The 11781-nt window shown below is 41.0% G+C and carries 11 protein-coding genes; 9 read left to right on the top strand and 2 right to left on the bottom strand.

Features of this window, described 5'->3' with window-relative positions; genetic code table 11:
* A partial coding sequence (locus tag O3611_RS01825; protein ID WP_371607619.1) for a ZmpA/ZmpB/ZmpC family metallo-endopeptidase occupies window positions 1-3621 on the top strand: 3621 nt, incomplete at its 5' end.
* A 130-nt stretch (window positions 3622-3751) separates the two neighbouring features.
* Here the strand turns inward: O3611_RS01825 and O3611_RS01820 are convergent.
* Both O3611_RS01820 and sstT read right to left on the bottom strand, forming a co-directional pair.
* A complete protein-coding gene (locus O3611_RS01820; protein WP_371607618.1) occupies window positions 3752-4726 on the bottom strand; it encodes an aromatic acid exporter family protein in 975 nt (324 codons plus the stop codon).
* A gap of 213 nt (window positions 4727-4939) precedes the next feature.
* A complete protein-coding gene (gene sstT / locus O3611_RS01815; RefSeq protein ID WP_371607617.1) occupies window positions 4940-6145 on the bottom strand; it encodes a serine/threonine transporter SstT in 1206 nt (401 codons plus the stop codon).
* 150 nt (window positions 6146-6295) lie between these two features.
* Here sstT and O3611_RS01810 point away from each other — a divergent pair, with 150 nt between their 5' ends.
* The 8 genes from O3611_RS01810 to O3611_RS01775 all read left to right on the top strand — a co-directional run bounded on the left by O3611_RS01810 (window position 6296) and on the right by O3611_RS01775 (window position 11769).
* Entirely contained in the window at window positions 6296-6862 is a 567-nt protein-coding gene (locus tag O3611_RS01810) for a mechanosensitive ion channel family protein (protein WP_001154834.1), read from the top strand.
* 51 nt (window positions 6863-6913) lie between these two features.
* Complete coding sequence (locus tag O3611_RS01805) at window positions 6914-7819, top strand: magnesium transporter CorA family protein (RefSeq protein WP_075231455.1); 906 nt, start codon at window positions 6914-6916, stop codon at window positions 7817-7819.
* A 16-nt stretch (window positions 7820-7835) separates the two neighbouring features.
* Entirely contained in the window at window positions 7836-8363 is a 528-nt protein-coding gene (locus O3611_RS01800; protein ID WP_248035262.1) for a YqeG family HAD IIIA-type phosphatase, read from the top strand.
* A 2-nt stretch (window positions 8364-8365) separates the two neighbouring features.
* Window positions 8366-9472: a ribosome biogenesis GTPase YqeH gene (gene yqeH / locus O3611_RS01795; RefSeq protein ID WP_248035260.1), complete on the top strand. Its 1107-nt coding sequence runs from the start codon at window positions 8366-8368 to the stop codon at window positions 9470-9472.
* Window positions 9473-9682: 210 nt separating this feature from the next.
* Window positions 9683-9994, top strand: coding sequence for a ribosome assembly RNA-binding protein YhbY (gene yhbY, locus O3611_RS01790; protein WP_000060171.1), 312 nt, complete (start codon window positions 9683-9685; stop codon window positions 9992-9994).
* Window positions 9995-10045: 51 nt separating this feature from the next.
* On the top strand, window positions 10046-10675 hold the full coding sequence (locus O3611_RS01785) for a nicotinate-nucleotide adenylyltransferase (protein WP_000963691.1): 630 nt from the start codon (window positions 10046-10048) through the stop codon (window positions 10673-10675).
* Window positions 10675-11268, top strand: coding sequence for a bis(5'-nucleosyl)-tetraphosphatase (symmetrical) YqeK (gene yqeK / locus O3611_RS01780; RefSeq protein WP_281335338.1), 594 nt, complete (start codon window positions 10675-10677; stop codon window positions 11266-11268). The genes O3611_RS01785 and yqeK overlap by 1 nt, the downstream gene beginning before the upstream one ends.
* Window positions 11269-11769 (top strand): cysteine hydrolase family protein, encoded by a 501-nt coding sequence (locus O3611_RS01775; RefSeq protein WP_281335339.1) that lies wholly within the window; start codon window positions 11269-11271, stop codon window positions 11767-11769.
* Window positions 11770-11781 lie beyond the last annotated feature (12 nt).

Below are 11781 nucleotides of genomic sequence, written 5' to 3'. Positions count from 1 at the left end.
CCAGTTACTGAAATCATAGCAGTAGGCACTAAGGTAGAATCCACTTCAACTCCAAGTGAAGGTACTCTGAGTTTGGTCCAAGAGAAGCCAGAGCTTGAAGTTACGACAGAAGCCATTGCCTATGACACTATCCATCAGGAAGATCCAGACTTGTTTAAGGGTCAAACCCGTGTCATCAGAGCAGGAGTAGCAGGTGAGCGTACTATTTTAACCGAGGTTACGACTGTAGATGGCAAGGAAACTCGCAAGCAGGTCTCTAATGAAGTTACGACCGCGCCCGTTACCGAAATTATCGCAGTAGGTACTAGGGTAGAATCCACTTCAATTCCAAGTGAAGGTGCTCCGAGCTTGGTCGAGGAGAAGCCGGAGCTTGAAGTTACGACAGAAGCCATTGCCTATGACACTATTCATCAGGACGATCCAGACTTGCTTAAGGGTGAAACCCGCCTTATCCGATCAGGCGTAGCCGGTGAGCGTACTATTTTAACGGAAGTGACGACTGTGGCTGGCAAAGAAGTCCGCCAAGTCAAATCCAATACTGTGACTTTGGAGCCAATTTCCGAAATCATAGCAGTAGGTACTAAGGTAGAGTCGGCGCCAGTTCCACAACCAAAAGTTGACACCCAAACAATCCCATATAAAACAATCTATCAAGCAGATGATAGCCAAGAGGTCGGTTCTAGAAAGACGAAAACACATGGGGTCAATGGAAAAGCAGAAACCACTACACGATATACAAGAGATCAAACCAGTGGTCAGATTACAGAGGCTAGTACATCAAAAACTCTGGTGGAAAAGGTAGATGAGGTTGTTCTAGTTGGGACCAAACCAAGTGTAGAAACAAGGGTCATCGCAAATAATACGGTTTATGAAGCAGACCCGACACTTCCTTATCAAACAGAAAAAGTTGCTATTTCAGGTAAGGAAGGAATCGAAAAAACGACTACCACCTACCAAGTAGATGCTCAGACAGGTCAGGTTACAGAGAGAAATCACCAAAAAGAAGTAACAGCTCCGATTGATAAAGTTATGAAAGTCGGAAATGTCGAAACCGTCGTGACACCAATTCCAATCAAGGAGGAACGTCGTCAGGATCCAACACTTGATAAGGATCTTGAAAAAGTAGAAAGTCAGGGAGAGCCTGGGGAGACCACCACTACCAGAGTTTATGAAGTAAATTCTCAAACAGGTGAATTGCTATCACACACGGAAACAAGTGCTGTGACAAAAGCAATGAAGCCAAAGGTCATCTTGGTGGGAACCAAAGAAAACAAACCACATCTTCTTCCAGTGAATACGGAGTTAGAAAATGCTATCGATGTACGACCTGCTAGCCAAGGAATGAAGGCTGTGGACCTGCTTTCCAACGCTTATGTGACAAATGCCCTCAGACCAAATATTCTAGGACGAGATGTGATTAGTAAGAAGATTGAACTCAAAAAGACAAATCCTACTATTACAGATGAAGAGGTTAAAGAAGTCCTTCGCAAAGAATATCTAGAGAGATTATCTATTAAAGACGCGCTTGAAGAAACGAAAAAGACCCTAGATACAGACCTTAAAAAAGTTGTAGCCCATACCTTGAGTGTGCTCGGAAATACAGCGGAAAGCAGAGCTAAGGTTCAGGCAGATTTAGAAGCTAATAAGGAAAAGATTCTCCTAGGTTTAACCTATATCAATCGTTTCTACAATATTGATTTTGGCAAGACCAACATCCGTGATATTCTTGCCTACAATCCAAGCTCCTTTGGCAAGAAGGTGACGTCATTAGAATGGCTAACATCTCTGGGTTCAATGAACTATGATGAGATGAAGCTGGTCAATAGCCCACGAACATTTGAAACTTACTTTGGAAAAGTAACCGATAAGTCAACCCTATTAGACTTTCTTGACTATAACCGAACAACCTTTACAATCATGGATGGTGATACTTGGTTGAAGGATGCTACAAAAGCCATCGTTGTTGAGAAGAAATCCAAAGAGAAGACAGATGAAAATGTCAGTCTCTACACGAAGTTGACCTCTGATCCTGCCAAGTACGGGGCAGAACCTCAACAGATTGATAATCGCAAACAATATAACATGGCAACCCTTCTAGGCCTAGTGAATATCAAGGAACCAAGTATTTATGCTATTACAAATATGGCAACCGTTTCTTACGGAAATATCGGAACTTATATGGATACCTCACTGGCTCAAAGCAATCCTACTCAATATAAGGCTGAATTGGAAAAAGTGAAGGCTTTGGTTGAATTGACAGCTGAGCGTCAGGCTGCTTATGTTGATACGCTTTATAGAATCACTAAAAAAGACAATCAATCAAAACTAGTAACCAACCGTTTGATTGTTGATACTATGAAAAAGTATACTAGCAAGCAAAATGCAGGCATCAAGGAAACCTGGTCTAAGGAGTTTGGTCCAGAGGCGGATAAGGGAGTCAAGGACTTCATGTCTCCGTTAGGCATGTATTCTCCGCCTCAATCAGTAGGTGCTGAGGCTAATGGGGCTGGTGTGCGCTACTTTATTGATAGAGTTTTGGATGATCGAGGGTCAGCAACCTATTCTCATGAAATGACTCACTTGTTGGATCGTACAGTTCTCTTTAACAATTATGGTCGACGAGATGGTACTGGGGCAGAATTCTATGCACGTGGAATCTTTGAAAACTCCTACACTCCTGAAACAGATACCTACTTTAACTTGAACTTTGTTTATGATGAGAGTGACAAAGACAGTTTCTACAACAAGACACCTGAGCGCTTTAAATCAGCCGCAGATTTGAAAGAATATATGCACGGTAGTTTCGATGTTCTCTATACTTTAGATTATCTAGAAGCTGAGGCAAGTCGAGGATTGTCAGCTGCGGATAAGGCAGTCTACTTCAAGCAACTCTTACCAAGTGCGACAAGTGGTTCAAGAACACCTGTTCCTTATCCAAATCCATCTGTCAAACCAAGCCACCAGAGCGAGGAAATCAAGGCTTTAACAGAGGCAGATGCTAGCAAGCTAGGAGATGTTCATAGTTTGATTGACAATCATATCGTGGTAAATCGCTATATCATTAAAGGATTCACGGCTACAGGGAAAGTAGATGCCAATGGATATTATACAGTTGATATGTTTGATACGATTTATGGTGTCAACGAAAATGATAAGGGAATGAGTGGTGATATCAGCTTTAGAAAACAAGCCTTTGAACTCATGGCAGGACTTGGCTATTACGAAGGTTTCGTTCCTTATGTCTCTAATCAGTACAAGCAAGATGCTGAAAAAGAGAATAGACCCTTGTCAGACCAATACATCTTTGAAAAGATCTTAGCTGGTAAGACCTATGCTCAATTCAAGAAGGAACAAATGGATGAACGGATTGCGAATATCAGTAAGTTAAAACCGATTACCATTGACTACAAAGGTAAGCAGGAAGTGATTTCTAGTCCTGAACGAATGAAGCAATTGATGGAAGAAGCGGTAAAAGAAGAACTTGCTCAGATTAAAGCAGGAAATATCAGTCAAAAACAATACCGTTTCATTGAAACTCCTGTTCAGACGTTGAAAAAAGCTATATACAAAGCATATCTCAAGGAATCAAATGAGTTTAGAAATTCCATCTATACTTCTTAAGGGAAAGATAAGTCTATCATTAGGAGTTCATAGCAATTTTGCTACTCGGTAAGATTAACTAGTTAGCTAGGTTCGAGACAGAAAAACACCTTTTGAATTGCAAGTTCTCGCAGTTCAAAAGGTGTTTTGTTTATGATGATAGATTGCTTTTTTCTTCAGAATAGCGTTGATAGAAGTCAACTTTCAGTTGGATAAAGTTTTCCAATTCGCGTAGGAGTTGAAGTAAGGTTGCGCGTGTTTCAAATTCTTCCCTTGTTTTAGGGAGGTTACGATTGCGAAATACCTGCAGGTAGCTTTCAATATCCTTTAATAAATCGTTGGCAGGATTGGTCTGACTGAGTTGATCCGCAATTTTAGCAAATAGCTGGGCAAGGATTAGGCTTTCGCTTGCTGCTAGATTACAGGTGTTGATTTGCTGGGCCATATTGCGAAGAATGCGACTCTGTCTCTGTCTCATTTCAAAATAGTGGATATGGTAATCGGTTTGGTGGAAGAGGTGGTCAGAGTGATCAAGGTAGACGAGTTTGAGCGCTTCTTCGAGGAGTTGGTCCAGTTCTTCAACAAGTTGTGCACGGTTGCGGCCATCGCCCTTTCCAAGATAATATTCAAAACGTTGCAGGATGTGTTTTAGTTTTTCTTCCACCTTGAGATGATAGAGATGGATTTCTTCTTGTCGAGAAGGCATGTAGAGGTTGACAGTCAAGGCAAATCCCGTACCAATAAGAAATAGGAGGAGCTCATTCACAAGCAGATCTGGTGATATAGACTCTTGAACCAAGAGATGACTGACCAAGACACTACTAGGGGTAATCCCAATTTCCCAGCCGAATTTGTAGGCAAGAGGAACATAGAGGGCCAGATAGAGACCAAAACTCCAAATATGGTAGCCAGTCAGGTGAAAGGAAAGGACACCAATGAAAAGAGCAAGAAGAGTTGAAAATAAACGATTACGAGCTAGCTTAATGGTGCTTCGACGGGTATCCGATAAGCTCAATAGAGCAATGATACCAGCGGACACTGCTGAGGATAAATCTAGAAAGTAGGCTAGAACACAGGCCAAACAGGTTGCCAGAACGAGTTTAAAAGTACGTTGGGTGATAGACATGAGACATTTCCTAAAATGAATGATAGAAACCAGACAAAGAGGTTGGAACAAAAGATCCCGACCTCACTTTTTATTAGCAATCAAACTTTGACGCGGTAGCTGATTGAACTTTTTGTTCGTCTTTTAGACTCCAAAAAGCTCCTAATCATCCTCGCGGGGCTGGGACTACGAAATCGAGACTTTGTCTATCGATTTCTGTCCCACCGCCCTTGATTATTTTTTGCGAGCAGAGGAAAATTCTGCTACTGCTGTAAAGAGGACATCTGTTGAGGAGTTGAGGGCTGTTTCGCAAGAGTCTTGGATAACACCGATGACAAATCCGACACCCACAACCTGCATAGCGATATCATTGGTAATCCCAAAGAGACTGCAAGCAACTGGGATAAGTAGGAGAGAACCTCCAGCAATTCCTGAAGCACCGCAGGCAGAGATGGCTGCAACGATACTGAGTACAAAGGCTGTTGCAAAATCAACTGAGATTCCTAGAGTATTGACAGCTGCTAGGGTTAAGATGTTGATGGTAACAGCAGCTCCAGCCATATTGATAGTTGATCCAAGTGGGATAGAGACAGAATAGGTATCTGGATTAAGACCTAGATCCTCACAGAGTTTCATATTAACAGGGATATTAGCAGCGGAACTTCGAGTGAAAAAGGCTGTAACGCCGCTGATACGCAAACATTTCCAAACAAGTGGATATGGATTTTTCTTGATAAAGAGAAAAGCAATCAGAGGATTGATCACTAGGGCAACGAAAACCATAGTAGCAATCAAAAGTCCGAGTAGGATCCCGTAGTTTGCTAGACTAGCGATACCTTGGTCAGAGATGGTTTTGAAGACCAAGCCCAGGATACCAAAGGGCGCCAGATTAATGATCCATTCGACGATTTTTGAAGTCACACTGGCCATTGTTTTGAGTAGCTCCTTGCTATTTTTACTAGCTTCACGCATGGCAACTCCAAAGACGATAGCCCAAGATAAAATTCCGATATAGTTAGCTTCGATGATGGCGTTGACAGGATTATCTACTATTTTTAGCAGAAGATTGCTTAGCACTTGTCCGATACCGTCTGGAGGAGTAACTTCTGTGCTAGCGCTACTCAAGACCATCTGAACAGGGAAGAGAAAACTAGCCAAAACTGCTACAAGAGCCGCAGCAAAAGTCCCCAGCAAATAGAGGAAAATGACTTTTTTCATATTGCTATCTTGACCTTTCTGGTGTTGGGAAAGGGCGTTAGCGACTAAAGTAAAAACCAGGATAGGGGCGATGGCCTTTAGTCCTCCTACAAATAAATCTCCCAATAAACCGATGCCAGTTAGATTAGGAACGAGTAGACCTAGAATAGCCCCCAAGGTCATTCCAATCCCGATCCGTTTGATCAGATTTGTTTTGTTCCAAGCACGAATAATTCTTTTCATAAAGGTCTCCTTTTTGTGTATTGTTTATGATTATAGTATAAATATACTTGAAAAGCAAGTGTCTCATAGATTTTATTAGAATAAATGAATATTTATGAAAAGGATGGCTGGGAAGGATTTATGGTATAATGGATAGAAAAGGAGTTTTATATGCAAGAATTTTTTCAACGTTATCTGGATAAATTAGATCTAACAACTGTTTTAGAAAATCTCTTGACCAAGGTGATTTCTCTTCTACTTCTTATCCTTCTATTTTATATAGCTAAAAAGTTCCTCCATGTTGCTGTAGGAAAGATTGTTAAACCGTCACTTAAGTTTTCAAATCGAGATGCAGGTAGACAAAAGACGATTTCTCGTTTGCTTGAGAATATTTTCAACTACACACTTTATTTCTTCTTGATTTACTGTATCTTGTCTATTTTAGGCTTACCTGTTTCTAGCTTGCTTGCAGGTGCGGGGATTGCTGGGGTGGCTATCGGTATGGGAGCACAAGGTTTTCTATCAGATGTCATCAATGGCTTCTTTATTCTCTTTGAGCGCCAGTTGGATGTAGGAGATGAAGTTGTTTTGACCAATGGGCCTATTACTGTATCAGGAAAAGTAGTTAGTGTCGGAATTCGAACGACTCAATTGCGAAGTGATGACCAAGCCCTTCACTTTGTTCCTAACCGAAATATCACTGTGGTTAGCAATTTTTCAAGAAAAGAAGAGAACTGAAATTTTACTTGATTTATGGTACAATAGAAAGAGTTTGGTAAAGGAGAAACGATGTTTTTAGATAAGCAGTTAGGAAATGGTTGTACCTGGATTAATCTAGATGTGGAAATCATCAAAAATCTTGAAGATTTATCTGAAATCTATGGATTGGATAAAGAAACCATCGAGTATGCGCTGGATAGAAACGAACGAGCCCACATGGATTATAACCGTGAAAATGGGACAGTGACCTTTATCTACAACGTTCTTGACTTAGAGAAGGACAAGGAATACTATGAAGCCATTCCCATGACCTTTATCGTTGAAAAACAACGAATGATTACCATCAGCAATCATAAGAACGCTTATGTCATTGATCAGATGCTAGGCTATCTTGAAAATCATGAAATCATTTCAATCTACAAGTTTCTATTTGCCGGTTTAGAGCTTATCAGCAATGCTTATTATCCCGTCATTGAACAGATGGATAAAAGTAAGGATGAAATCAGTGCCTTGTTACGTCAAACAACCACTAAAAAAAATCTCTTTGCCCTCTCTGACTTGGAAACTGGTATGGTTTACTTGACAGCTGCGGCTAAACAAAATCGCCTCCTCTTGGAACATATCCAAGGACACGCGCTTTATCGGAACTTTAACGAAGTGGAAAGAGAGCAGTTTGATGATGCTATGATTGAAGCTCATCAGTTGGTGTCCATGACAGATTTGATTTCTCAAGTCTTGCAACAACTCTCCGCTTCTTACAACAACATCCTAAACAATAACCTGAATGATAGTTTGACAACCTTGACCATTATCTCAGTTTTGCTAGCCATTCTTGCAGTCATTACAGGATTTTTCGGAATGAATGTCCCTCTGCCATTTACAGAAGAGCCCAATGCTTGGATTTATATCTTAATAGCAAGTTTGATTTTATGGGCAGCCTTATCTCAATGGCTGAAGAAAATTACTAGAAAATAAAAGAGAAGGAGACAGAATGGCGATTGAAAATTATATGCCAGATTTTGCCGTGGAAGCAGTTTATGATCTGACAGTTCAAAGCCTGCAAAAACAGGGAATCAAAGCTGTTTTGGTGGATTTGGACAATACCCTGATTGCTTGGAATAATCCAGATGGAACAGTAGAGATGAAGCAATGGTTGCATGATCTGCGTGATGCTGGCATACGGATCATTGTGGTATCTAACAATACTCCCAAACGTGTCAAACGAGCAGTTGAAAAATTTAATATTGACTATGTTTACTGGGCACTGAAGCCCTTTACTCTAGGAATTAACCGTGCCATGAAACATTTCCACTATGAAAAAGACCAAGTGGTCATGGTTGGCGACCAGCTAATGACGGATATTCGAGCAGCCCATCGAGCAGGTATTCGCTCGATTTTGGTTAAACCATTAGTTCAACACGACTCTATTAAGACTCAGATTAACCGAGCTCGTGAGCGTCGTATGATGAGAAAAATCGCTGAAAAGTACGGCCCTATTACTTATAAAAAAGGAATCTAATTATGGAAGAAATTCTCTGTATTGGTTGTGGAGCAACCATTCAGACGGAAGATAAGACTGGTTTAGGTTTTACACCTCAGTCAGCACTTGAAAAAGGTTTGGAAACTGGAGAAGTTTATTGCCAGCGTTGTTTCCGTCTTCGTCATTATAATGAAATCACAGATGTTCAGTTAACGGATGATGATTTCCTCAAACTCTTGCACGAGGTAGGAGACAGTGATGCCTTGGTGGTCAATGTCATTGATATTTTTGACTTCAATGGCTCTGTTATCCCAGGTTTGCCACGCTTTGTGTCGGGAAATGATGTGCTCTTGGTTGGAAACAAAAAAGATATCCTACCTAAGTCAGTGAAACCAGGTAAGATTAGCCAGTGGCTGATGGAGCGTGCTCACGAGGAAGGCTTGCGTCCTGTTGATGTCGTCTTAACTTCTGCCCAAAATAAGCATGCCATCAGAGAAGTAATCGATAAGATTGAGCACTACCGTAAGGGACGTGATGTTTACGTAGTTGGTGTGACCAATGTCGGGAAATCAACCCTTATCAATGCTATCATCCAGGAGATCACAGGTGACCAGAATGTCATCACAACTTCACGCTTCCCAGGAACAACCTTGGATAAGATTGAAATCCCACTCGATGACGGTTCTTATATTTATGATACGCCGGGGATTATCCACCGTCACCAGATGGCTCACTACTTGACTGCTAAAAACCTCAAGTATGTCAGTCCTAAAAAGGAAATCAAACCAAAAACCTATCAGCTAAACCCTGAACAAACCCTATTTTTAGGTGGATTGGGACGCTTTGATTTTATTGCAGGAGAAAAGCAAGGTTTTACAGCCTTCTTTGACAATGAACTCAAACTTCATCGTACCAAGCTAGAGGGAGCTAGTGCCTTTTACGACAAGCACCTTGGAACCCTCCTTACACCACCAAATAGCAAGGAAAAAGAAGACTTTCCGAAACTAGTCCAACATGTCTTTAATATTAAAGACAAGACGGACCTAGTTATCTCAGGACTAGGCTGGATCCGTGTAACAGGAACTGCCAAAGTAGCCGTCTGGGCACCAGAAGGCGTCGCCGTCGTCACAAGAAAAGCAATTATTTAAAATAAAATCACCGAGCGAACAAAGTGAGCTCATAAAAAGATAGTTATTGCCGTGGTGTCCTGCCAATCTTTAGATTGGCAAGGGGCACAATTGAGACCTAGGCTCAATTGTGAGGTCAGGAAATCCATTTTTCAAAGATGATATCTTTGGAAAATTAGTTCCGATCGTCCCTCACCACCTAAAATAACTATCAAAAAAGGAAGAAAGAATATGTCACTAACATCAAAACAACGTGCCTTCCTCAACAGCCAGGCACACACCCTCAAACCCATCATCCAAATCGGGAAAAATGGTCTTAACGACCAAATTAAAACCAGCGTTCGCCAAGCACTTGACGCGCGTGAATTGATCAAGGTTACTCTCTTGCAAAACACAGATGAAAATATCCACGAAGTAGCTGAAATTTTGGAAGAAGAAATCGGTGTGGATACAGTCCAAAAAATCGGACGCATCTTGATTTTGTATAAACAATCAAGCAAGAAAGAAAATCGCAAGATTTCTAAAAAAGTTAAAGAAATCTAAGAACGATACTCCCAAAAGCTGTTTTTACAGAAGAGTAAAGGAGATTAACCTATGGCAATCGAATTATTAACTCCCTTTACAAAAGTGGAGTTAGAGCCAGAAATCAAGGATAAAAAACGCAAACAAGTCGGTATCTTGGGTGGAAATTTTAACCCTGTTCATAATGCACACCTGATTGTTGCAGACCAAGTGCGCCAGCAGTTGGGATTGGATCAGGTTCTGCTCATGCCCGAATATCAGCCCCCTCACGTAGACAAAAAGGAAACCATTCCTGAACACCACCGCCTCAAGATGTTAGAATTGGCGATTGATGGAATTGAAGGTCTAGCTATTGAGACCATTGAGCTAGAGCGTAAGGGTATTTCTTACACCTACGACACCATGAAGCTTCTAACAGAGAAGAATCCAGATACAGATTACTATTTCATTATCGGTGCAGATATGGTAGACTATCTGCCTAAGTGGTATAGAATTGATGAGTTGGTGGAACTAGTTCAGTTTGTAGGGGTTCAGCGTCCACGTTACAAGGCAGGGACTTCTTATCCAGTCATCTGGGTGGATGTGCCTCTTATGGATATTTCATCCAGCATGGTGCGTGATTTCATCGCCCAAGGACGCACACCTAACTTTCTCCTACCTAAGCCTGTACTAGACTATATTGAGAAAGAAGGGCTTTACTGATGGCATACCAAGACTATATCAACTGTTCGCGTAAAGAATTGTTGGAAAAAATGGCAGAGCTCCTACCTGAAAAACGTCTAACCCATTGTCTGGGTGTAGAGCGTGCAGCCATAGAATTGGCTCAGCGCTTTGGTGTGGATGTTGAAAAAGCAGGTCTAGCCGGTCTCCTTCATGACTATGCTAAAAAGCTATCAGATCAAGAATTTCTAGACTTGATTGACCGATATCAACTAGATCCAGACTTCAAAAATTGGGGCAATAATGTCTGGCATGGGATGGTAGGAATTTACAAGATTCAGGAAGATTTAGATTTGAAAGATCCTGAAATTCTGCGTGCAATAGAAATCCATACAGTTGGAGCGAGTCAGATGACGGATCTTGACAAAGTTATCTATGTTGCAGACTACATCGAGCACAATCGTGCCTTTCCAGGAGTAGATGAGGCGCGTGAAATTGCTGAACTATCACTAAATAAGGCAGTAGCTTACGAGACAGCTCATACCGTGGAGCATTTAGCTCATCAGGGATTCCCCATCTATCCCCAAACCCTTGAAACCTATAACGCCTTTGTGCACTATTTGAAAGAGGATTAAATGAAGACGGCTTTTATAATCATTGATGTTCAGAATATTTTAGTGGAAACTGGGTTTCAGACAAAAAGTCTATTGGAAAAAATTTCTTATTTACAAAACCAGGCTAGAAGCAAGAATATCGAAATTATTTATGTTCAACATATTGAGAACTCTGAAGCTCAAACATCAGAAGATTGGCAGTTATCTGAGTTTTTAAGTCGAAAACCTAATGAAAAGGTCTTTCAGAAGAAGTATAACAGTATTTTCAAAGAAACTGGTTTAAAAGAATACTTGGATAAACAGGGGATTGAAAAATTAGTTTTATGTGGTATGCAGACAGAATATTGTGTGGATACCTCTGTCAAGGTTGCCTTTGAATATGGCTATCAGCTTATTATTCCAGAAGGAACTTGCACAACGTTTGATGGCGATGACATTCCAGCAGAAACGATAAATGAATTTTATGAGGGCATTTGGGAGGAGCGCTTTGCAGATGTCCTAGATTACAAACATATTTTCTAGAAAGAGGACTAA

The sequence above is a fragment of the Streptococcus sp. 27098_8_91 genome (genome assembly GCF_041432385.1).
Classification (GTDB): Bacteria; Bacillota; Bacilli; order Lactobacillales; family Streptococcaceae; genus Streptococcus.
This window is presented reverse-complemented; position numbering and strand designations above follow the sequence as displayed.

Bases quoted from the DNA above. Each gene is read 5' to 3' on its own strand.
- O3611_RS01820 (WP_371607618.1), bottom strand. From the start codon at position 4,726: ATGTCTATCACCCAACGTACTTTTAAACTCGTTCTGGCAACCTGTTTG.
- sstT (WP_371607617.1), bottom strand. From the start codon at position 6,145: ATGAAAAGAATTATTCGTGCTTGGAACAAAACAAATCTGATCAAACGG.
- O3611_RS01810 (WP_001154834.1), top strand. From the start codon at position 6,296: ATGCAAGAATTTTTTCAACGTTATCTGGATAAATTAGATCTAACAACT.
- O3611_RS01805 (WP_075231455.1), top strand. From the start codon at position 6,914: ATGTTTTTAGATAAGCAGTTAGGAAATGGTTGTACCTGGATTAATCTA.
- O3611_RS01800 (WP_248035262.1), top strand. From the start codon at position 7,836: ATGGCGATTGAAAATTATATGCCAGATTTTGCCGTGGAAGCAGTTTAT.
- yqeH (WP_248035260.1), top strand. From the start codon at position 8,366: ATGGAAGAAATTCTCTGTATTGGTTGTGGAGCAACCATTCAGACGGAA.
- yhbY (WP_000060171.1), top strand. From the start codon at position 9,683: ATGTCACTAACATCAAAACAACGTGCCTTCCTCAACAGCCAGGCACAC.
- O3611_RS01785 (WP_000963691.1), top strand. From the start codon at position 10,046: ATGGCAATCGAATTATTAACTCCCTTTACAAAAGTGGAGTTAGAGCCA.
- yqeK (WP_281335338.1), top strand. From the start codon at position 10,675: ATGGCATACCAAGACTATATCAACTGTTCGCGTAAAGAATTGTTGGAA.
- O3611_RS01775 (WP_281335339.1), top strand. From the start codon at position 11,269: ATGAAGACGGCTTTTATAATCATTGATGTTCAGAATATTTTAGTGGAA.